The 20,176-nt window shown below is 65.0% G+C and carries 17 protein-coding genes and 1 pseudogene; 6 read left to right on the forward strand and 12 right to left on the reverse strand.

Annotated features, from left to right (window positions below):
- Window positions 1-78 precede the first annotated feature (78 nt).
- From ACSKB9_RS07175 to nirB, 3 genes are read right to left on the reverse strand one after another with little or no spacing between them, the layout of a single operon-like run.
- Window positions 79-2,742 carry a nitrate reductase gene (locus ACSKB9_RS07175; protein WP_438072225.1) on the reverse strand — a complete coding sequence of 888 codons (2,664 nt, stop codon included), beginning with the start codon at window positions 2,740-2,742 and terminating at the stop codon, window positions 79-81.
- Window positions 2,743-2,758: 16 nt separating this feature from the next.
- Complete coding sequence (gene nirD / locus ACSKB9_RS07180; RefSeq protein ID WP_028335429.1) at window positions 2,759-3,088, reverse strand: nitrite reductase small subunit NirD; 330 nt, start codon at window positions 3,086-3,088, stop codon at window positions 2,759-2,761.
- Window positions 3,085-5,544: a nitrite reductase large subunit NirB gene (gene nirB, locus ACSKB9_RS07185; RefSeq protein ID WP_438072227.1), complete on the reverse strand. Its 2,460-nt coding sequence runs from the start codon at window positions 5,542-5,544 to the stop codon at window positions 3,085-3,087. The genes nirD and nirB overlap by 4 nt, the downstream gene beginning before the upstream one ends.
- 636 nt (window positions 5,545-6,180) lie before the next feature.
- Between nirB and ACSKB9_RS07190 the strand changes: the two genes are divergently transcribed.
- The 3 genes from ACSKB9_RS07190 to ACSKB9_RS07200 all read left to right on the forward strand — a co-directional run bounded on the left by ACSKB9_RS07190 (window position 6,181) and on the right by ACSKB9_RS07200 (window position 9,176).
- Entirely contained in the window at window positions 6,181-6,984 is an 804-nt protein-coding gene (locus ACSKB9_RS07190) for an MFS transporter (protein ID WP_438072229.1), read from the forward strand.
- Window positions 6,981-7,439, forward strand: coding sequence for a hypothetical protein (locus ACSKB9_RS07195; RefSeq protein WP_438072230.1), 459 nt, complete (start codon window positions 6,981-6,983; stop codon window positions 7,437-7,439). Before ACSKB9_RS07190 ends, ACSKB9_RS07195 begins: the two co-directional genes overlap by 4 nt.
- Window positions 7,440-7,502: 63 nt before the next feature.
- Window positions 7,503-9,176 carry a protein kinase domain-containing protein gene (locus tag ACSKB9_RS07200; protein ID WP_438072232.1) on the forward strand — a complete coding sequence of 558 codons (1,674 nt, stop codon included), beginning with the start codon at window positions 7,503-7,505 and terminating at the stop codon, window positions 9,174-9,176.
- Between the two features lie 16 nt (window positions 9,177-9,192).
- On the opposite strand, the gene ACSKB9_RS07205 is transcribed toward ACSKB9_RS07200, so the two are convergent.
- Together ACSKB9_RS07205 and ACSKB9_RS07210 are read right to left on the reverse strand one after the other, a co-directional pair.
- Window positions 9,193-10,413, reverse strand: a complete 1,221-nt coding sequence (locus ACSKB9_RS07205) for an ABC transporter substrate-binding protein (RefSeq protein ID WP_438072233.1) — start codon at window positions 10,411-10,413, stop codon at window positions 9,193-9,195.
- A 37-nt stretch (window positions 10,414-10,450) separates the two neighbouring features.
- Complete coding sequence (locus ACSKB9_RS07210) at window positions 10,451-12,226, reverse strand: acyl-CoA dehydrogenase family protein (RefSeq protein WP_438072235.1); 1,776 nt, start codon at window positions 12,224-12,226, stop codon at window positions 10,451-10,453.
- Window positions 12,227-12,535: 309 nt separating this feature from the next.
- On the opposite strand from ACSKB9_RS07210, the gene ACSKB9_RS07215 reads away from it, so the two are divergent.
- Complete coding sequence (locus ACSKB9_RS07215; protein ID WP_438072237.1) at window positions 12,536-13,474, forward strand: IclR family transcriptional regulator; 939 nt, start codon at window positions 12,536-12,538, stop codon at window positions 13,472-13,474.
- A 25-nt stretch (window positions 13,475-13,499) separates the two neighbouring features.
- Here the strand turns inward: ACSKB9_RS07215 and ACSKB9_RS07220 are convergent, their stop codons facing one another.
- From ACSKB9_RS07220 to ACSKB9_RS07235, 4 genes are all read right to left on the reverse strand, one after another.
- Entirely contained in the window at window positions 13,500-14,126 is a 627-nt protein-coding gene (locus tag ACSKB9_RS07220) for a hypothetical protein (RefSeq protein WP_438072239.1), read from the reverse strand.
- Window positions 14,123-14,617 carry a c-type cytochrome gene (locus tag ACSKB9_RS07225; protein ID WP_035631104.1) on the reverse strand — a complete coding sequence of 165 codons (495 nt, stop codon included), beginning with the start codon at window positions 14,615-14,617 and terminating at the stop codon, window positions 14,123-14,125. The genes ACSKB9_RS07220 and ACSKB9_RS07225 overlap by 4 nt, the downstream gene beginning before the upstream one ends.
- A gap of 121 nt (window positions 14,618-14,738) precedes the next feature.
- Window positions 14,739-16,511 carry a PQQ-dependent dehydrogenase, methanol/ethanol family gene (locus ACSKB9_RS07230; RefSeq protein WP_438072241.1) on the reverse strand — a complete coding sequence of 591 codons (1,773 nt, stop codon included), beginning with the start codon at window positions 16,509-16,511 and terminating at the stop codon, window positions 14,739-14,741.
- Between the two features lie 135 nt (window positions 16,512-16,646).
- Window positions 16,647-17,117 carry a copper chaperone PCu(A)C gene (locus ACSKB9_RS07235; protein WP_307720401.1) on the reverse strand — a complete coding sequence of 157 codons (471 nt, stop codon included), beginning with the start codon at window positions 17,115-17,117 and terminating at the stop codon, window positions 16,647-16,649.
- A gap of 128 nt (window positions 17,118-17,245) precedes the next feature.
- Between ACSKB9_RS07235 and ACSKB9_RS07240 the strand changes: the two genes are divergently transcribed.
- Both ACSKB9_RS07240 and ACSKB9_RS07245 read left to right on the forward strand, forming a co-directional pair.
- Window positions 17,246-17,851 carry a phosphotransferase gene (locus tag ACSKB9_RS07240; RefSeq protein WP_438072243.1) on the forward strand — a complete coding sequence of 202 codons (606 nt, stop codon included), beginning with the start codon at window positions 17,246-17,248 and terminating at the stop codon, window positions 17,849-17,851.
- Complete coding sequence (locus tag ACSKB9_RS07245; protein ID WP_438072245.1) at window positions 17,848-18,240, forward strand: hypothetical protein; 393 nt, start codon at window positions 17,848-17,850, stop codon at window positions 18,238-18,240. Before ACSKB9_RS07240 ends, ACSKB9_RS07245 begins: the two co-directional genes overlap by 4 nt.
- Before the next feature lie 107 nt (window positions 18,241-18,347).
- Here ACSKB9_RS07245 and ACSKB9_RS07250 read toward each other — a convergent pair whose 3' ends face one another.
- The 3 genes and pseudogenes from ACSKB9_RS07250 to ACSKB9_RS07260 form a co-directional block, all read right to left on the reverse strand.
- Window positions 18,348-18,497, reverse strand: a complete 150-nt coding sequence (locus ACSKB9_RS07250) for a hypothetical protein (RefSeq protein WP_438072247.1) — start codon at window positions 18,495-18,497, stop codon at window positions 18,348-18,350.
- 58 nt (window positions 18,498-18,555) lie between these two features.
- A pseudogene (locus tag ACSKB9_RS07255) lies at window positions 18,556-19,011 on the reverse strand (cupin domain-containing protein).
- An 87-nt stretch (window positions 19,012-19,098) separates the two neighbouring features.
- The gene (locus ACSKB9_RS07260; RefSeq protein WP_310881689.1) at window positions 19,099-19,656 is read right to left on the reverse strand and encodes a hypothetical protein; all 558 of its coding nucleotides are present in this window, start codon (window positions 19,654-19,656) and stop codon (window positions 19,099-19,101) included.
- Window positions 19,657-20,176 lie beyond the last annotated feature (520 nt).

Genomic DNA, 20,176 nt, shown 5'->3' on the forward strand with positions numbered 1-20,176 from the left:
TGATCCGGAAAAGTGCGAAGCGGTTTTCCGAGAAGATCATGCTCAAAGAGGCCGCGGACATCGAGCGGATAGAGCGACTTACGACGCGATCGCCTGCCGCGGCTGCGCGGTGGCGCCGATCAGCTTGCCGATCTCGGGCTTGCAACCGCCGCAATTGGTGCCGGCCTTCAGGCAGCGGCCGATCGCATCGACGCTGTCGGCGCCCTTTTTGATCTCGGCGGTGATCTGGTGCCGTCCGACGCTGAAGCAGGAGCAGACGATCGGGCCAATGTCTTCGCCCGCGCCGAACGGCCTTCCCGCGAGCAGCGACATCCGCGCATTGGCCGACAATTGCTGCTCGGCGAACAGCCCGGTCAGCCAGGCGCGCGACGGCAGCGTGTGATCGGGCGCGATGAACACGCAGCCCTCGAGCCGGCCGTCGCGCACCGCCGCGTAGCGAAAGCGTCCCGCCGCGGGATCGCGATAGGCGATCCACTCGATCTCGACACCGTCGAGGCCGAGCTGCGCCCTCGCCCAGTCGCGCCAGCTCTCCGGGCGGGCATCCAGCGCAAGTTCCAGCCGCGTGCAATCACCGGCCTTGCCGTAAACCCAATAGCCGCTTGCCGGACGCCTGATCGCGTCGCGGCTCAGGATGAAGGCGTGCCATTTCGGCGCGTAGGGATCGGCCTTGACCGGCGTGTGCTTCGACTCCGGCTGGCCGGACAGCGGATCGACCGCCGGATTGACCAGCGCGTTGACGCGGCCCTCGCCGGCGAACTCCTCGTTCCAGTGCATCGGCACGAACACGCAGCCGCGGCGCTGGTCGACGCTGACCACGACGCGCGCGATCATCTCGCCCCAGCTGCTGGTCAGCCGCACCAATCCCTCGTTTTGCAGGCCGGCCTGCCGCGCATCCTCCGGGTGAAACTCGGCATAGGGCTCGAACACATGTGCCAGCAGCCGGCCGGTTTTGCCGGTCCGGGTCATGGTGTGCCACTGATCGCGCACGCGGCCGGTGTTGAGCACCAGCGGAAAGTCGCGGCTGGTGGCGTTGCGCGCCGCGCGCGGCGTCACCGGCACGAAGCGCGCCTTGCGGTCCGGCGTGAAGAATTGCTGGCTCTCGAACATCCGCGGCGTGCCGGCCGGGTGATCTGACGTCACCGGCCACTGCACCGGCGCCAGCGCGTCATAGGCGGTATCGTCGAGCGCCGCCAGCGCCGAGATGTCGAAATCACGCCGGCCGCTGTTCTCGAAGCCCGACAGTTCGGCGTGCTCGCGGAACACCTCGGCCACCGAGGCGTAGTCGAAGCCCGAATATCCCATGCGACCGGCGACGTCGCAGATGATGCGCCAGTCGGCGCGCGCCTCGCCCGGAGCTGCGAGGAACGGCCGCTGCCGCGAGATCCGGCGCTCGGAATTGGTGACGGTGCCGTCCTTCTCGCCCCACGCCAGCGCCGGCAGCAGCACGTCGGCATGGCGCGTGGTGTCGGTGTCGCGCATGCAATCCGTCACCACGACGAGCTCGCAGGCGTCGAGCGCGGCGCGCGCGCGATCGGCATCCGGCAGGCTCACCACCGGATTGGTCGAGATGATCCACACCGCCTTGATGCGGCCGTCGGCGATCGCGTCGAACATGTCGACCGCCTTCAGCCCGGCCTTCTCCGCGATCACAGGCGCGCGCCAGAACCGCTGCACCAGCTCGCGATGCGCGGGATTCTCGATCTCCATATGCGCGGCGAGCTGGTTGGCGAGCCCGCCGACCTCGCGGCCGCCCATCGCGTTGGGCTGGCCGGTCAGCGAGAACGGCCCCATGCCGGGACGGCCGATGCGTCCAGTCAAGAGATGGCAATTGATGATGGCGTTGACCTTGTCGACGCCGCTCGACGACTGGTTGATGCCTTGCGAATACAGCGTGACGACGCGCTCGGTGCGCGTGAACCAGTCGAAGAACAGCCCGACCGCGCCTTCGGTCAGGCCGCAGGTCGCCGCAGTCTGCGCCACGGTCTGGCCGCCGACCTGCTTCAGCGCGTCGACCACACCCGTCGTGCAATTGCCGACAAAGCCGCGGTCGACCGCGTTGCTGCCGGCGAGGAAGGCGAACAGGCCGTTGAACAGCACGGAATCGCTGCCCGAGCGCAGCGGCAGATGCAGATCGGCGCCCTCGCAGGTCGCGGTGCGGCGCGGATCGATCACCACGATCTTGCACGCCGGATTCTTCTCCTTCGCCGCCAGCATGCGCTGGTGCAGGATCGGATGGCACCAAGCGGCGTTGGAGCCCACCAGCACCAGAAGCTCCGCCTGCTCGAGATCCTCGTAGCAGCCCGGCACGGTGTCGCTGCCGAAGGCGCGCTTGTGCCCGGCGACGCTGGAGGCCATGCACAGCCGCGAATTGGTGTCGATATTGGCGGTGCCGACGAAGCCCTTGGCGAGCTTGTTGATGACGTAATAGTCCTCGGTCAGCAGCTGGCCGGAAACATAGAACGCGACCGCGTCGGGCCCGTGCTCGCGGATGATCCTGCCAAAGCCATCGGCGACGCGATCGAGCGCGTCGTCCCACGCCGCCGGCGCGCCGTCCACCATCGGCTCGAGCAGACGCCCGTCGAGATCGATGGTCTCGGCGAGCGCCGAACCCTTGCTGCAGAGCCGGCCGAAATTGGCCGGATGCTGCTTGTCGCCCTCGACCTGGACGGCGCCCGCCGCGTCCTTCGACGCGATGACGCCACAGCCGACACCGCAATAGGGACACGTGGTCTTGACGGACATTGCCTGACCCGACCGTTCAGCTCACCGCAGCCGCCTGCCGTACCGACAGCCAGACAACGCCGTTCTCGACCTTGGCCGGATGGGTATGGGTGCAGCCTTCGTCGGGCGCGACCGCCTGCCCGCTCGCCAGCTCGATGACGAAGTTATGCAGCGGACAGGTCACGCGCTTGTTGTGCACGATGCCCTGCGACAACGGCCCGCCCTTGTGCGGGCACCGGTCGTCGAGCGCGAACACCTCGTCGCTCTCGGTCCGGAACACCGCGATGTTGCCGCCCGGCGTGCGCACCACGCGCGAGCCGAGCCGCGGAATGTCGGTCAATGCGCCAATTTCGATCCACTGGGTCATGCGAGCTCCAATTCGGCAAGAGACGCGAACTCGTTGCGATCGACGCCGCGGCTGGCACGCTCGGCCCACGGATCGGTCTGCGCGAACTGCTGCGAATAGGCAAAGCGGGCGAACAGCGCCTTGCGGTTCGCAACGTCGTCGACCACGCGCTTCCTGATCTGCTCGAGACCAACGCGGTCGCACCATTTGTACATGCGCTCGAGATACCAGCCCTCCTCGCGGTAGAGCTGGGTCAGCGCCACGATCACCTCGAGGCATTCATCCTCGGTCTCGACCTTGGTCAGGAACTCAGTGCCCTTGATGTGCAGTCCGGCGGCACCGGCGAAATGGATCTCGTAACCGGAATCGACGCAGACCACGCCGACGTCCTTGCAGGTCGCTTCCGCGCAGTTGCGCGGGCAGCCGGAGACGCCGAGCTTGACCTTGGCCGGCGTCCACGAGCCCCACATGAACTTCTCGAGCTTGACGCCGAGGCCGGTGGAATCCTGGGTGCCGAAGCGACACCATTCGGAGCCGACGCAGGTCTTCACCGTGCGCAGGCCCTTGGCGTAGGCATGGCCCGACACCATGCCGGCGTCGTTGAGGTCGGCCCACACCGCCGGCAGGTCCTCCTTCTTGACGCCGAGCAGGTCGATGCGCTGGCCGCCGGTGACCTTTACCGTCGGGATGCTGAACTTCTCGGCGACGTCGGCGATCGCGCGCAGCTCGCTCGGCGTCGTGACGCCGCCCCACATCCGCGGCACCACCGAATAGGTGCCGTCCTTCTGGATGTTGGCGTGGACGCGCTCATTGATGAAGCGCGACTGCTGATCGTCGCGATATTCGCCGGGCCAGGTCGCGAGCAGATAGTAATTCAACGCCGGACGGCAGGAGTGGCAGCCGTTCAGGGTCTTCCACTCCATGAAGCGCATGACCGCGGGAATGGTCTTGAGCTGCTGCTCGACGATCACGCGGCGAACGTCGTCGTGGCTGTGATCGGTGCATTTGCACAGCGGCTTGACCTTCGGCGCCGCCGAATAGTCGCCGCCGAGCGTGAACGCCAGCACCTGCTCGACAAGGCCGGTGCAGGACCCGCAGGACGACGATGCCTTGGTGTGAGCGCGGACATCATCGAGCGTGAACAGCTTCTTCTCGCTGATCGCCTTGACGATGGCACCCTTGCAGACGCCGTTGCAGCCGCAGATTTCGGTCTCGTCGCTCATCGCGGCAACCGAGCTCTGGCCGCTGACGCCGCCATCGCCGAGATTGGCGGCGCCGAACACCAGGCGCTCGCGCATATGCGAGACGTCGGTGCCGTCACGCAGGTGCTGGAAGTACCAGGGACCGTCGATGGTGTCGCCATAGAGCACGGCGCCGACGATCTTCTTGTCCTTCAGGATGATGCGCTTGTAGACGCCGCGGTTGGCGTCCTGCAGCACGATCTCCTCCTTGTCCGGCCCCGGCGCGAAGTCGCCGGCGGAGAACAGGTCGATGCCGGTGACCTTCAGCTTGGTCGAGGTGACCGAGCCGTCATAGGTGGCAAACCCCTTCATCGCGAGGTGGTTGGCGCAGACCTTGGCCTGGTCGAACAGCGGCGCGACGAGACCGTAGGTCTGGCGGCGGTGCTGCACGCACTCGCCGACCGCGTAGATGCGGCCGTCATAGGTCTGCATGGTGTCTGAGACGACGATGCCGCGCTCGCAGTAGAGCCCGGCCTTCTTGGCGAGCTCGAAATTCGGGCGGATGCCGACCGCCATCACCACGAGATCGGCCGGCAGCTCGGTGCCGTCGCCGAACCGCACGCCGGTGACGCGGTCCTCGCCCAGGATCGCCTGCGTTTGTGCGGGCATCTTGAACACCATGCCGCGCTCTTCCAGCGACTTGCGCAACAGGCCGCCGGCCACCGGATCGAGCTGACGCTCCATCAGCGTGTCGAGCAGATGCACGACCGTGACGTTCATGCCGCGCTTCATCAGCCCATTGGCGGCCTCAAGGCCCAACAGGCCGCCGCCGATCACCACCGCGTTGCGATAGTCGGTCGAGGCCTTGATCATGCGATCCACGTCATAGATGTCGCGGAAGCCGATCACGCCCGGCAGGTCCTTGCCCGGCAGCGGCAGCATGATCGGGTTTGAGCCCGTCGCGATCAGCAGGCGGTCATAGGGCACCCGCTCGCCGGCCTCGGTGACGACTTCGCAGGTCCGGCGATCGATCATGGTGATCGTCTCGCCCTTGCGCAGCGTGATGTTGTTGTCCTCGTACCAGTCGACGGTGTTGAGCATGATGTCGTCGACGGTCTTCTCGCCGGCGAGCACCGGCGACAACAGGATGCGGTTGTAATTGCCGTAGGGCTCGGAGCCGAACACCGTGATGTCGTAGAGATCGGGCGCGCGCTCCAGCAGCGCCTCGACCGTCCGGATGCCGGCCATCCCGTTGCCGATCACCACGAGCTTCTGCTTGGTCACTTTGTCGAGCATGGTCTGCCTTTCAATTCCGACGGCGCTGCGCAGCGACGCGGCGTGCGTCGTTGATGGGCACCGATAAAGGTTTGGAGTTGTAGGAAGCCCAGCCGCGGGCGCAGACCGTCTTCGATGACGACCGATGTTCCGTTACTGACTGATATTCAAAACGCGTGCCAACCCGTGACGGACGAATCCGGCTGCAAAATCAAGAGGTTTCCGGCCGATCAAAATCCGCCGCTCCGCGCGCCGCGCCGACAGCCGGCCGAAATTTTAGCCACGCCGATGATCTCTTGTGCATCACAGCATCGCGGGCCGCGATGGCGATCGCTAAATCGCATTTGATGCGCTATCGCAGGGACTTGGCGCATCGCACAAAAAAGCACCAGCGTGCACGTTTGCGCGGCGGCACTTGCCGCAAGCCACGCCACGCGCGGCGGCGGAACGCCGTTCGCGATTGCGCGGCAACGTCTTGCGACTGCACGGCAAAGCGACATGACCGGATCGATGGCACGGTAATTGCTGACCTCAGCAGTTGACGGAGTGCGTCTCAACGACGAGCGCACTCACCATTCACCAACATTCCATTTGTCTGCGCCTGAGATGGCCGCGCTTTTGCGGCTGCCTCCGCCGCATCAACGCGAGATGCTTGCGATGAAGCTAGCCGAGTTCAAGAAGGCAGGTCACTGGCCGACGCTGCTTGCCGCGTTCCTGTACTTCGACATCAGTTTCATGGCGTGGGTCGCGCTCGGACCGCTGATCGTCTACATCGCGCGAGACATGAATCTGGCCGTGAACGAGAAGTTCACCCTGGTCGCCATTCCCGTGCTCGCCGGCGCGCTGTTGCGCGTGCCGATGGGCATTCTCGCCGACATCATCGGCGCCAAGCGCACCGGCATCATCGCCCAGCTCGTCGTGATCGCCGCGACCGCGTCGGTGTGGCATTTCGGGCTGACCAGCAAGCTCGCGATCGAGCTGTTCGGGCTCGCGCTCGGCGTCGGGGGCGCCTCGTTTGCCGTTGCCCTGCCCCAGGCGAGCCGCTGGTACCCGCCGCAATATCAGGGCGTGGTGATGGGCATCGCCGGCGCCGGCAATATGGGCGTCGTGCTCGACACCCTGCTCGCGCCGACCATTGCCGAGCATTGGGGCTGGCAGGCCGTGTTCGGCTGCCTGCTGATTCCGATGCTGATGGTGCTCGCCTATTACGCGGTCGCAGCCAAGGACGCGCCAGGCGAGCGCAAGAAGGTCTCGCTGCAGGCCTACGGCGCACTGCTGAAGGATTCCGACAGCCGCTGGTTCATGTTCTTCTACTTCATCACTTTCGGCGGCTTCGTCGGCCTCGCCAACGCGCTGCCGCTCTATTTCACCGTGCAGTATCATGTCTCCGGCGTCGCGGCGGGCATGCTGGTCGCGCTGATCGTCGCGTTCGGCTCGGGATCCGTCCCGTCGGCGGCATGATAGCCGACCGGATCGGCGGCATTCGTTCGCTGTCGATCCTGTTCGGTGTCGTGGTCGCCGCCTATCTCGTCATCGCCTTCATGCCGGAGGGTCCGACCGCGCCGTCGCAGGCCGGCTGGGCGTTGACCGAACTGCCGCGCATTGCCTGGATCTCGGTGCTGCTGTTCTCGATCGGCGTGCTGGCGCTCGGCATGGGCAACGGCGCGGTGTTCCAGCTGATCCCGCTGCGCTTCCGTCACGAGATCGGCCTGATGACCGGGCTCGTCGGCTGCGCCGGCGGCGTCGGCGGCTTCTTCCTCGCCCAGACGCTCGGCGCCGCCAAGGGCATGACCGGCGGCTTCGGCGCCGGCTTCCTGTTCTTCGGCGGGCTGGCGTTGCTTGGCTTCATCGGACTTGCCATGGTCAAGGTCCGCTGGCGCACCACCTGGGGCGCGGTATCGGGAGCGCGCGTCTGAGGACTCCGCTCCGCAACGTGACGGGGCTCGGACGTGGCGAACGGTTCGCAACGGGACTTGGGGGTGCGCGTCGGCTTCGCCAGCGAGACCGGCAAGCGCGCCGCCAATGAGGACTATGTCGCGGCCTGCCTCGGCCAGCCGGGCGCGGTTCACCGCGACGTCGTGGCCGCGGTCGCCGACGGCGTCGGCGGCCACAAGGGCGGACGCGAGGCCGCGGAGGTCGCGGTCCGCAGCTTCATCGACGCCTATTATTCGTTGCCCGAGACGCTCGGCGTCCGCCGCCGCGCCGCGCGGGCGCTGGAAGCCGCCAACAGCTGGATCTACGGCCAGGGCCGCGTCGATGCCGCGCGCAGCGGCATGGCCTGCGCGTTCTCCTCGATCATCCTGTCGCGGCGGCAATGCCATGTGATCCATATCGGCGACACCCGTGCCTATCGCCTGAGCGACGGCCGGCTGGAACGCCTGACGCAGGACCATATCGCCGGCCGCGGCGACCTCGCCCACATGCTGAGCCGCGCCATCGGTTTCGAGGAGTTCGCCCGCTTCGACTACACGTCCCTCGGGCTCCGGCAACATGATCGCCTGCTGATCTGCAGCGACGGGGTTCACGGCTCGCTCGGCGATTTGCGTCTCCAGCAATTGCTGGAGGAACGCACGCCGCCCGACGAGTCCGCGCGCGGCATCGTCGACGCCGCCCTCGCGGCCGGCAGCAGCGACAACACGACCGCGCTGGTGCTCGACGTCGTCGACCTGCCGCCGGCGGATCGCGACGACCTTACCCACGCGATCGCGACGCTACCGATCCTCGATTTGCCGGTGACCGGCGATACGATCGACGATTTCGCACTCCATGACGTGCTGTCCGACGGACGCTACAGCCGCCTGTTCAAGGCGACCGACAAGCGCGCCGGCCGCGAAGTGGTGCTGAAGTTTCCACATCCGCGGGTTGCGAGCGAAGGCTCCTACCGCCTCGCCTTCGTGCGCGAGGCCTGGGTCGCCGCGCGCGTGCGCAGCCTCTGGATCGGCGAAATCATCGAGGTGCCGGCGGAGCGGCAGACCAGGCTCTATTCGGCGATGCCGCTCTACGAGGGCGAAACGCTGGAGCAGCGGCTTGACCGCGCGCCGCGGCTGTCGCTCACCGACGGCATCGCGATTGCAACCAAGCTGGTGCGCGCGGTTACCGCGCTGCACCGCGCCGGCATCATTCATCGCGACATCAAGCCCGACAACGTGATCCTGCTGAAGGACGGCGGGTTGCGCCTGGTCGATCTCGGTGTCGCGCGGGTGCCGCTGCTCGAGGATTTTCCCGCCGAGGACATTCCGGGCACCGCGAGCTACATGGCGCCCGAACTGTTCGGCGGCAAGGCCGGCGACGAGGCCTCCGACCTGTTCGCGCTCGGCGTCACGGTCTACCGCATGTTCACGGCGAACTATCCGTTCGGCGAGATCGAGCCGTTCTCGCGGCCGCGCTTCGGCAAGCCGGCGCCGCTGTCGCGCTACCGGCCGGACCTGCCGGCCTGGCTCGACGCGGTGATCGGCAAGGCGCTCAGCGTCGACCCGGCGCAACGTTTTGGCGACGCCATCGAGTTCGCGCACGAACTGGAAAACGGCGCGACCTGGGCCGGCCCCGCCGTCACCACCCGCAAATCGCTGCACGACCGCGATCCCGTGACCTTCTGGAAGGTGCTGTGCGCGATCCTGGCCCTGATCGTCGTGGTGCTGCTGGCGCGGCACTAGAGCTGCGAACGCAACGTCACTGAGCCTTCGTCACAAGCGGACAACCGCCTTCCGCGAGCGGCCGCCAGGCTTCCTCCGGCGAAATCGTCGCGATCACCTTCTCATAGTCCCAAGGCTCGCGCGATTCGGATGGCGATTTGGCCTGGACCAAATACATCGAACGCATCACCTGCCCGTCCTCGCGGATCTGTGCATTCTGCGTCATGAAATCGTTGACCGGAAGCTTGCGCATGGCGGCGGCAACGGCGCCGGCCTCGTCAGTTCCTGCCGCCTGCACGGCCTTCAGATAATGCATCACTCCACTGTAGACGCCGGCCTGGATCATGGTCGGCGCCTGTCCGTGCCGACGCGCCATGAAGCGATGAGCGAAGGTCCGGGTTGCCTCGTTCTGGGTCCACGAGAACGACGTCGCGTAGATGATGCCCTGCGCCGCCTGAAGGCCGAGCGAATGCACGTCCGTGATCAGCATCAGAAGGGCGACGAGGTTCTGGTCGGCAGATTTTCCGATGCCGAACTCCGCGGCCTGCTTCAGGCTGTTGACGGTATCTCCGCCCGCGTTTGCTAATGCGATGACTTTTGCCTTCGAGTTCTGTGCCTGAAGCAGGAACGACGACAGGTCCGACGCTCCGAGCGGATGGCGAACCGAGCCGACGACCTTGCTGCCCACGGCCGTGATAAAGCTTGATGCGTCTCGCTCCAGCGCGTGACCAAAGGCGTAGTCCGCGGTCAGGAAGAACCACGTATCCGCGCCCTTCCTGAGCATGGCTTTGGTGACGGCGGAGGCTTCAGCGTAAGTGCTGTAAGTGAAATGAAACCCATAAGGCGAGCACTGCTTTCCGGTAAGATCGGAACTGCCAGGCCCGGAAATCACAAAGATGCGCTTCTTCTCGCGGGTGATGGCTTGAAGGGCCAGTGCCGTCGCCGAATTGCCGCCATCGGCAATCAGATCGACACCGTTCTCGTCGATCCAGCGACGCACGATGCCGGAGGCGATATCGGGCTTGTTCTGATGGTCGGCTGATATCAGCTCTATCTTCTTTCCGAGCACGGTCGGGCCAAAATCCTCGATCGCGAGCCGGGCCGCTTCCACCGAGCCTTCGCCCCCAAGATCGGAATAAAGGCCCGACATGTCGTTGATGACGCCGATCCGTACCGCGTCGCCGGACACCTGCGCGCGCACGGACCCAACCGCAGCCAAGCACAAGACCGCCGTGAACGCGGCCGCAATCGATCGCATGGAAACCTCCCCCTCGATGTTCTTTGTTCTGTTGTGGTCAGGCCGTCAGGGACCTGACCGCTTGATCGAATGTGACCGATGCATCGCTCAGCATCAGACCGATCGCATGGCGCTCCCACGCGTCATCGGCCCGGGCCAGCGGATCCTTCGTCGACAAGCGATGCTCGAGCACAAAACGCGACAGCAACAGGCGCCTCGGATCGACCTCCGGCTGGCACCCTTCCCAGGCCAGAACGATCGCCGACGCCGCATGGTAGAGCGCGCTCGCCGCCATCCGCGCGGTGTGCTCCGAGTCGGGATCGGCCGCGACCTGCTCGGCAAACGCGATCGCGCGGTCGAGCGCGGTGCGAAGGCGCTTCCGGAACGTCTCGGGCAACGCCTTCGCCTCCTCGAGGCGCGCCTGCAACACGGATGCTAGTGCCCGGTGCGCGCCGCTCTTGGCGACGGCGCGCGAAATGATGTCGAGCGCGTTGATGTTGCTGGTGCCCTCCCAGAGCACGCCGACATGGGCGTCGCGCACCAGCCGCGGCTGCACCCATTCCTCGATGTAGCCATTGCCGCCGCGCACCTCCATCGCGCCGGTGGCGACCGGAATGTTGTCGCGGCAGGCGCGATACTTCAAGAGCGGCGTCAGGATCCGCAGCAGGTCCCTCGCCTGCGCCGAGCCGGCATTGGCATCGTCCATTGCGCGCGCCGCCGCCAGCACCATCGACAGCGCCTGCTCGGTCGGCACGATCAGCTTCATCAGCTGACGGCGCAGCAGCGGGAAATCAATGACACGCTGGCCGAACGCCACGCGCGACGAGGCGCTGACCATGGCCTCGTTGACACAGCGCCGCATCATCGCCGCGGCACGCACGCCGTGCGACAGGCGCGAGAGGTTGACCTGCTCCATCATCTGCTTGAGGCCCTGCGCCGGATCACCGACCAGATAAGCAACCGCGTTGTCGAGCCGGATCTCGCCCGATGCCATCGATTTCGTGCCGAGCTTGTCTTTGAGGCGGACGATCCGGTAGCTGTTGCGCCGGCCGTCCTTAAGACGGCGAGGCAGCGCGAACAGCGCGAGCCCCTTGGTGCCCGCGGGCGCGCCTTCCGGCCGCGCCAGCATCAGCGCGACGTCGGCATCGGCGTGGGAACAGAACCATTTGTCGCCGGTCAGACGCCAGACGTCGCCATCGCGGCGCGCAACGGTCTCGACGGCGCCGACATCGGAGCCACCGGCGCGCTCGGTCATGAACTGCGTGCCCTTCCACAGCGTCGCCATGTCGTCCGACAGCATCTTCGGTAGCAGATAGGCCTTCAACTCCTCCGAGCCGAATTTGCGGACCAAATGGGTCGAGGTGTCAGTGACGCTGATCGGACACATCAGCCCGAACTCGGACTGCACGAACAGATACTGAAATACATACTTGGCCACGGCGGGCAGCGGCCGGTCCATGCCGAGCGCGCCGGCGCGATGGCTCATGGCGTGAAACTGGAAATCGCCGAAGGCGATCGCCTCCATCTCGCGATAGGCGGGATGATAGTCGATCCAGTCTTCGTCCCGGCCGTAAGTGTCCCTCGGGTTGAGCACCGGCGCATGCTTGTCGGCGATCCGGGCCAGCCGGTCGAGTCTGCCGCCGGCCAGTTCGCCGAGACGCCTGAAGTGCGGCTCCAACCGTTCGCGATCCTCGCGCGACAGATAAAGCCCCAGAAGGCCGCGAAGTCCGCGATCGAGATCATAGAAGTTGAGGCCTGCGCAATCATGCGAGATATGGCGGGCCGGATCGGCGACATCGTCGGAGCTGCGAAGGTCGCGCGCGCTCATCTGCATCGGGTCTCTCCTTGTTCGGGATGACGTCGCAGCGGCCTTGCCGGCGTGCGGGATGTCATCGCCCGGTGTTCAAACTTAGCCTGCAACATCTGGAACGATCGCTGCGATGTCCATCGGCGGACGCCCACACAAGAATAATTTCAGATACATGGAAGAAATGCCGGCTACTCGCGGATCGCACTACGGGCCATGCTGCACCGCGGACTCTTGACCTCCGTGGGTTTCGCTGCACATTCGCCGACATAAGGCGACAATGGATGTTGCAGCGCACCAAGCTTGCGCTGTGTTCAGGACACGGGCGGCAAGAAGATGAAGGGCGTTCGCTCCGATACCCAGTCCCCGTCCCGGCGGGGCCGCAGGCGCATCGTCGCCGACCGCGTGCGCACGCAAGCGGACGATCCCGCGGCCATGGTGATCGAGGCCAACCGGAATGACGAATTGTTTCGTGCCGCCGACGGCAGCCCCGATCCGTCCGTCGTCAAATCGGCGCATCGCGTGCTTCGCATCTTCGAGTATTTTGCCGAGATCGAGCGGCCCGCGGCGATGACCGAGATCGCACGGCGATTGAATTACCCGCCGTCGAGCACCTCGGCGCTTTTGAAGAGCCTCGTCGAGCTCGGCTATCTCGATCACGACCGGCAGGCGCGTAGCTATTTGCCGACCGTCCGCGTCGCGCTGCTCGGCGGTTGGCTGAAGAGCCAGACGCTTCCCGCCGGCACACTTGATGCGATCACGCGCGAGCTGCAGGAGGCAACGCGGCTGACGACCTTCGTCGTGGCGCGCAATCAGCTCTACAGCCAATACATCCGCGTGCTGCAGGGCACGACACCGGTGCGCTACTATCTCGAGCCCGGCGCACGACGGCTGTTGACCCACTCGACCCCGGGGCGCGTGTTCCTCAGCCTGATGAACGACGAGGACGCCCGGCGGATCGTGCAGCGGATCAACGCCGAGGAAGCGCCGTCATCGGCCGTCCGGTTCGGCGATATCCAGCAGGCGCTGGCGACCATCCGCCGGCAGGGATTTGCCTATACCCGCGACATGGGAACGCCCGGCCTGAGCGCGATCGCGATGCGGCTGACCGATATCGACCAGACGCCGCCGCTCGTCATCACCGTCGCAGGTCCGAGCTCGATCATCTCGGCGGAGGCCAAAGCGATCATCGGCAAGATGCGCGAGCTGGTCGAGCGCCAGTCGCCCGGCCTGCTGCCGCAGATCGACATCGACGCGGCGCCGATCGAGACCTGAAATCGGGCAACGCGTCAGGTCGACGTCAGGCCCCCCCGCGGCGGATCGTGATCCGGGTCTCGTCGGTCATGTCCTTGAGCTCCTTGTTCGGCTCGCGGTAGAGATGACGCTCGATCTCGACCGTGCGGCCGTCGATCGTCTTGGTGCATTTCTCGTCGACAAATACGCCGCCGACCTCCTGCTTGTCGGCGCCCGGCTGTGCCTTCGAACAGGTCCAGCCGTCCTCGCCATAGCGCGATCTCGCCTGCAGGCCGAGCAGGAAGGCCTTCTTGCGCAGATAGAGCCGCGCCTTCGGATCGGTCTCGATCATCAGCGCCGCGATCTTGGCGTCCTTGTCGATCATGACGGTGAGGATCGCGGGATGGCCGCCGACCATGGTGCCTTCCCGCCCGCTCTCGCGATCATACTCGAAGCGGATGCCGCGCAGTTGGTCCGGTCCGGCCTGGCAAGCCTGCCACTGCGCCCAGTCAGCCAATCTGTGGGTCTTCTCTCCGACGCAGGTCAGGTTGATGTAGCCTGCGTCCGGCACGCTGCTGATCGCCATTCCGACGCTAATGTCGCGTAGGTCTCCCGCGGTCGCCATCGCCGGCGCCGCTGCCGTGACGGTGACAGCGAAGACCAAGCCACGGATTGCCGATCCTTGCTTGCTCATGGCTTTGCCTTCTCGCTCTGGTCGGACGGCGCGGCGGCGTGGCCGGCCTCCTTGTAGATGTTGCAGACCCGCGAGCCATCGCCGAAGAACGCGATGCATTCATCGTAGGTCGGTTCGCCCTTGCCCTTGACGCGGGCAAGCACGTAGTCGGCGACGGCTTCGATCTCGTTCGGCCGCAGGAACACATTCGCTTCGGGCGGCATGCGGTCCGCGACGTCCTGCCGGGTCATCTCGTAGCATTTCGTGGTGTCGTAGGAGCCGCGCACGAAGAACGGCATGCCGGTGCCTGGCCGCCCGCACGTCACGGTCTCGATGATCTGCTCGCGGGTCAGCTCGGTCTTGCGCAGCGACAGCGCATCGCCGCCATAGCCGCCGCCGCCATTGCCATGCCATTTGTGGCAGCCGACGCAATTGCCGCGCTTGAACACCGCCTTGCCCGCATCGGTCGGATCGCTCGCCGACTGCGCTTGCGCGGTACCGATAAATCCCATTACCAGCGCGCAGCCGAGCCACGCGCCAACCAGCGATATTTTTTTCATTTGTCTTGTTTCTTGTCTTTCTCGGCCAAATCGACGCGGGAGGCCTCGGTGAGAGGCCTCCCGCGCTGCGACGTCAAAGGGCGAACACGTAGAGCATCGAGCCCGGCTGCATCCGCTTCAGCTCGGGCGTGGCATCGATGAACCACTTGTCCCAGGCACCGCCGAGGCCGACCAGGATCGCGACATACTGCTTGCCGTCCACCGCGAACGTCATCGGAGGCGCGTTGACGCCGCCGCCGGTGTTGAACTGCCAGAGCTGCTGCAGCGATTTCGCGTCATAGGCGATCACCTCGCCGGACGGCTGTCCGGAGAACACGAGGTCGGGCGTCGCCAGGATGCCGCCGAGGTTCGGGAATTCGGTCTCCGCCTTCCCTGCCACCTTGCCGGTGGTGACGTCGATCGCGGTGACGCTGCCGGTGATCTTGACCGGCTGGCTCGGTCCGCCGCCCGTGAAGAACTCGCGCTTCTTCAACTTGTCCGGCGTCGTCTCCTCGACCGTGATCCGGTTGCAACTCTCGATCACCGGGATGTACCAGAGCTTCAGGTTCGGATTATACGCGGTCGGCGGCCAGTTCTTGCCGCCCATGTTGCCGGGGCAGATGTCCGTCACCTTGTTGGTGCGGCTTGGCGTCACCGCCGCGTTGTAGCGCTGCACGCCCTGCTTCGGATCATACTCCACCGGCTTGCCGGATTCGGGGTCGAGACCCTTGGTCCAGGTCACCTTCTTGACGAACGGCAGACCCCAGATGAACTTGCCGCTGTTGCGGTCGATCGCATAGGCAAAGCCGTTGCGGTCGGCCTCGAGCGCGAGCTTCTGCGTCGTGTTGTTCGGACCGGGGACGTCGACCAGCACGTTCTCCGCCACGCTGTCATAGTCGTAGGGATCGTTCGGCGTGTGCTGGTAGTGCCACTTGATCTTGCCGGTGTCGGCATCGAGACCAAGCGAGGAGTCGGTGTAGAGGTTGTCGCCGGGCCGATACTCGTTGTCCCAGTCCGGTCCGGGATTGCCGACGCCCCAGACGATGGTGTTGGTCGAGGGGTCGAAGCTGCCGGTGACCCAGGTCGATCCGCCGCCGCTCGCCTTGGCGTCCTTGTCGTCCTTCCAGGTCTCGTGACCGGCCTCGTCCTTGCCCGGGATGGTGTGGGTGCGCCACACTTCCTTCTGGCTCTTCAGGTCGGTCGCCGCGATCCAGCCGCGAATGCCGTATTCGGCGCCGGCAACGCCCGTGATCGCCATGTCTTTGACGATCAGCGGTGCACCGGTGATCACCTCGCCCTTGTCGGGATCGGCGACCTGGCGCTGCCAGGCGACCTGCCCGGTCTCCTTGTTGGTCGCGATCAGGCGGCCGTCGAGCGTGTGCGAGACGACGAGGTTGCCCCACAATGCGACGCCGCGGTTGTCGACGCCGCAGCAGGCGACCGCGCCGGCCCAGTCATGGTCGGTCTTCGGATCCATCTTCCAGAGCAGCACGCCTTTGCCGCCATGGGCATCGATCTTGTAGACCGAACCCCAGCCGTCGGTGACGTACATGAAGCCGTTCTCGACGATCGGCGTCCCCTCCAGGCCGCCATGCGACCAGATTCCGCCGCCCTCGACGCCGCCGAGATGCATGGTCCAGGCGACCTTGAGGTTCTTGACGTTGTCCTTGTTGATATCGGCCAGCGACGAGAAGCGCGTCGCCGAATAGTTCTTGTGGTGGTGCAGCCAGTTGCCTGCTTCCTTGTCAGCATTGAGCAGACGGTCCTGGCCGACATCGTCGGCGAGCGCGAAAGAGCCCGCGAAGGTCGCTGCGGATGCTACTGCCGCGGCGAGCATATGCGACTTTACCCAATTCAACCTTGTCATGAGTTCATTTCCTCCGGATCTAGCATTCTTCATTGATCGAACCGCCCGTCACACACGGGCGATCACGCGAGAAGCCTTGAGTCCCGGCGCATGGCTGTGCACCACCCGCCGTCGTCTTGAGTCACTTGTGTGAGGTCACTTCTGGACCTGTACCTCCGTCTCGATGGTGCCTGCTTTCTGAAAAACGATCGCGCATTTGAACGTCTCGCCCGGCGTGAGCGCCTGACGCATCTGCAGCAGCATGACGTGATAACCGTCACGCTTCAGCTCGAGCATTGCCTTTGCCGGCACTGGTATATTGGATATCGAGCGCATCGCCGGTGCGCCCTCGCCGCGATCCACAGTATGACGCTCGGAAAAATTCGCAACCGGGCAGCGGACACGAAGCAGCGCATCGGCGCTGTCGGCCTCGTTCTTGATCGTCATCGTCAACGGTAGGTCCCCGCCCGCTTTGTCGACCGCCGGCACGCGCGCGTCCACAATCTGCAAGGACTCGTTCGCGGCGGCGTTATGCATCACTCCGAACGTGCTGATCAGGCAGAATAATGGCAACGCGATCCATGATCGGCACGCAACGGCGCAATGCAACTCCCGCTCGAACGACATCAAGTTCTCTCCCAACATGATTTTTGCAGCATTGTTTCACGCTTCGTCGTGCGCTTCCAGCAATAGATCGCGAACGCTGCATCAACGCGATTTTGGGCACGCATAGCGGCCATGCTAACTTCCTGCGCATGAGTGCTCTCGATAAACTTCCGCCGGCACAGCGCGACGCAGCACATGCCGCACTGCGTCAGGTGATCGGCACCGCAGCGATCGAGGCCGTCACATCGGTCTCGGGCGGCGCAACGTCGGCGCAATTGTTCCGGATCGATGCAGGCGGCGAGAATTATTTGCTCCGAATCGAAGGAATGCCGAGCCCGCTGCGCAATCCGTTTCAGTATGTGTCGCTCAGGATCGCCGCCGAGGCCGGCATCGCGCCGCAACTCCATTATGTCGACGAGGCCTCGCACGTCGCGGTGATGGATTTTGTGCAGCGGCAGCCGCTCGGCCGCTATCCCGGCGGCCTGCCGGCGCTGGCGAAGGCGCTCGGCGAATTGCTGGCGCGCCTGCAGGCGACGCCGACCTTTCCCGCTTTCGTGCGCTACCCCGACATCGTGGCCCGGCTCTGGGCCCATGTCGGCCGCACCGGCCTGTTCGCGCCCGGCGTGCTTGACCGCTGCAACGCGCATCTCGCGCGCATCCGCGCGGCCTATGCCTGGGATGAGGTCAACTCGGTGTCGAGCCACAACGACTCGCTCCCGCCAACATCCTGTTCGACGGCAACAGGCTCTGGATGATCGACTGGGAATCCGCCTATCGCACCGATCCGCTGGTCGACCTCGCGATTGTCGGCGACAGCCTGGCGCGGACGCCGGAGCTGGAAAGCATTTTGCATCGTGCCTGGCTCGGCCGCCCGCTCGACGAGGCGCTGCGCGCACGGCTCGCACATGTCCGCGCGCTCACCCGGCTCTACTACGCCGGCGTGCTGCTCAGCGCATCGGCGACGGCGCCGCGCACCATACCCGATACGAGCCTTGCGACACCGACGCTCGCCGAGCTCGCAGAGGCCACACGCGCCGGCCGGCTAAAGGCCGGCACGCCGGCGGCCAAGCACGTGCTGGGCAAGATGTTCGTCGCCGCGTTCCTGACCGAGGTCGCAACGCCCGGCTTCGATCTTTCGGTCTGACGTTCAATCCGGCAGATCGAACGTCGACGGAAACTGCGGCGCAGCTCACTGCGGCACCGGGTGCAGCCTTGCGAGTTGGTCGAGCGACAATTCGGCCTCGCGATCGCTCAGGGAAAACGCACGATCACGTCCTGACGCGACAGCTGGCCCCACAGCGCGTCCGACGACCATTTCTGCGGCTCGGGTCCGCGCGGACCGTCGACCCAGATGAAATACCATTCCGCCATCGACGCGACCAAAGCTCCCCGCCGGAACATTGGTCCTTCGCCGGTCAATCCGCAACGCCCGATTTCGTGCGCGGCGCGACAGGTGGGGCTATTCGTACGGCGTGCCGTCCTTGTGCAGGAAGCGGCCGTCGGAGCTCGGGCTCATCATGTCGATGTCGGAGCAGGTGATGACGTCGGCGCGCGAGCGCGAGCCGACCTCGAGATAGGCCGCCGTCATCTACGACCTGTTGATCAGATGATGCCCGTTGCCGGAGCTTTTCGGAAACGCCGCGCAATCGCCGGCACGCAGCACGGTCTCGCCGCCGTCTTCCACCAGCACCACTTCGCCCGCGAGCACGTAGATGAACTCGTCCTCATCCGAATGCCAGTGGCGCTGGCTCGACCAGTTGCCGGGCGGCAACCGCATCAGGTTGACGCCGAAGTCGGCGAGCCCGCCGGCATCACCGAGACGCTGCCGCACCCGCTCGGCGCACGGCGCGGCGAACTCCGCCGGATAGCCGGTCCCCTTGCGTTCCGGCACGTTTGCAAGGTCGATCCTGGGCATGGCGTCTCTCCGGCGGTTGGCGGGCGAACGAGCGATCGGGCCGGCTGTAAACCGTTTCATGGATGGCGGCAGCAGGAGGTTCCGAGGTCAGCCGCCAAATCGCTTCACCAGTTTTGAACCTTTGGCCGTGCTGATCTGCTGACCGGTCAAATCGCTTCCCACGCTCAATCCCTTCGTCATCAAGTTGCTGCGAAGGGCGGCCTGCTTCTCATCGGCGTAATCTACGTCGACGTGGTCGAGACTCATCAAATGCCCAAGTTCATGAGCCCACGCGCGTCCGTTGGCAAAGTCATTGCCATACCATTGGACAAAGCTTGCCGGCTCGGGATCGCTATGAAGATACGAGCTGCCACCGGCCGAGAGATTGACTATCGGATTGACGAGATAGATGTGGACCGCATTGTCGGGAGCATGCCGGAAACTGAGAACGTCCAGCACGCGCTGATCATTGTTGCGCGCGCTCTTCGCCATATCGAGCGGCTTATCTTCCACGTAATCATTGATCACGAACGCGATCTTGGCCTTCGCCCAGATCTTATTGACCACATCCAGTGCCTTCTTGGCGGCCTCGCCGCTCCATTTTTGCGGCTCGGCGACACCTTTCTCGGCAAATGGCGTAATGTAGATTTTCAGCGGAATAGACATGTGCGTCTCCAAAGATTTCGACGACACCTGCGGTGGGCGTCCACACGTCGACGTCCGGATCCCGAGGACGCAGATTTCGATTCTTTCGGGACTCGCACGTCTCAGCTCGAACGGATCGGCGTTGCTTCCAGATAGACGCAGTTCGCGCTCCTATGGAAGAGGCCCGAGGCTGCGACAAACGGCCGAGACGAACGGGCTGAACCTTGTCGACGCCACCGAGACTAACAACGCGGCCGTCACACGCTGACGATCCGGCACGAGCATCGCTTGAGCATGCGAGTTCAATTCCGAGATCACTATCGAGAGATGGAACTTCGCTTGGCGAAGCCCAGCCGGATGCCGGCACTGCCAGCCATTCCGGCGCTAACGATAAAAGACAGATATTTCAATATCTTACAGGTCAACTGACATTTGTTCGGCCGTGCACCACCGGCCCTACACGCTTCGGTGTATCCTTGAACAATCTCGCTGCCCCGGACGACAACATCAGGAATGGATTGGACTCAAGTTTGTTCTCTAC

Source organism: Bradyrhizobium sp. BR 1433, assembly GCF_051547665.1.
In the GTDB taxonomy this organism is placed as follows: domain Bacteria; phylum Pseudomonadota; class Alphaproteobacteria; order Rhizobiales; family Xanthobacteraceae; genus Bradyrhizobium; species Bradyrhizobium australafricanum.

Coding starts and splice junctions, on each gene's coding strand:
- ACSKB9_RS07175 (WP_438072225.1), bottom strand. CDS start 2,742: ATGTCCGTCAAGACCACGTGTCCCTATTGCGGTGTCGGCTGTGGCGTC.
- nirD (WP_028335429.1), bottom strand. CDS start 3,088: ATGACCCAGTGGATCGAAATTGGCGCATTGACCGACATTCCGCGGCTC.
- nirB (WP_438072227.1), bottom strand. CDS start 5,544: ATGCTCGACAAAGTGACCAAGCAGAAGCTCGTGGTGATCGGCAACGGG.
- ACSKB9_RS07190 (WP_438072229.1), top strand. CDS start 6,181: ATGAAGCTAGCCGAGTTCAAGAAGGCAGGTCACTGGCCGACGCTGCTT.
- ACSKB9_RS07195 (WP_438072230.1), top strand. CDS start 6,981: ATGATAGCCGACCGGATCGGCGGCATTCGTTCGCTGTCGATCCTGTTC.
- ACSKB9_RS07205 (WP_438072233.1), bottom strand. CDS start 10,413: ATGCGATCGATTGCGGCCGCGTTCACGGCGGTCTTGTGCTTGGCTGCG.
- ACSKB9_RS07210 (WP_438072235.1), bottom strand. CDS start 12,226: ATGCAGATGAGCGCGCGCGACCTTCGCAGCTCCGACGATGTCGCCGAT.
- ACSKB9_RS07215 (WP_438072237.1), top strand. CDS start 12,536: ATGAAGGGCGTTCGCTCCGATACCCAGTCCCCGTCCCGGCGGGGCCGC.
- ACSKB9_RS07220 (WP_438072239.1), bottom strand. CDS start 14,126: ATGAGCAAGCAAGGATCGGCAATCCGTGGCTTGGTCTTCGCTGTCACC.
- ACSKB9_RS07225 (WP_035631104.1), bottom strand. CDS start 14,617: ATGGGATTTATCGGTACCGCGCAAGCGCAGTCGGCGAGCGATCCGACC.
- ACSKB9_RS07230 (WP_438072241.1), bottom strand. CDS start 16,511: ATGACAAGGTTGAATTGGGTAAAGTCGCATATGCTCGCCGCGGCAGTA.
- ACSKB9_RS07235 (WP_307720401.1), bottom strand. CDS start 17,117: ATGTCGTTCGAGCGGGAGTTGCATTGCGCCGTTGCGTGCCGATCATGG.
- ACSKB9_RS07240 (WP_438072243.1), top strand. CDS start 17,246: ATGAGTGCTCTCGATAAACTTCCGCCGGCACAGCGCGACGCAGCACAT.
- ACSKB9_RS07245 (WP_438072245.1), top strand. CDS start 17,848: ATGATCGACTGGGAATCCGCCTATCGCACCGATCCGCTGGTCGACCTC.
- ACSKB9_RS07250 (WP_438072247.1), bottom strand. CDS start 18,497: ATGTTCCGGCGGGGAGCTTTGGTCGCGTCGATGGCGGAATGGTATTTC.
- ACSKB9_RS07260 (WP_310881689.1), bottom strand. CDS start 19,656: ATGTCTATTCCGCTGAAAATCTACATTACGCCATTTGCCGAGAAAGGT.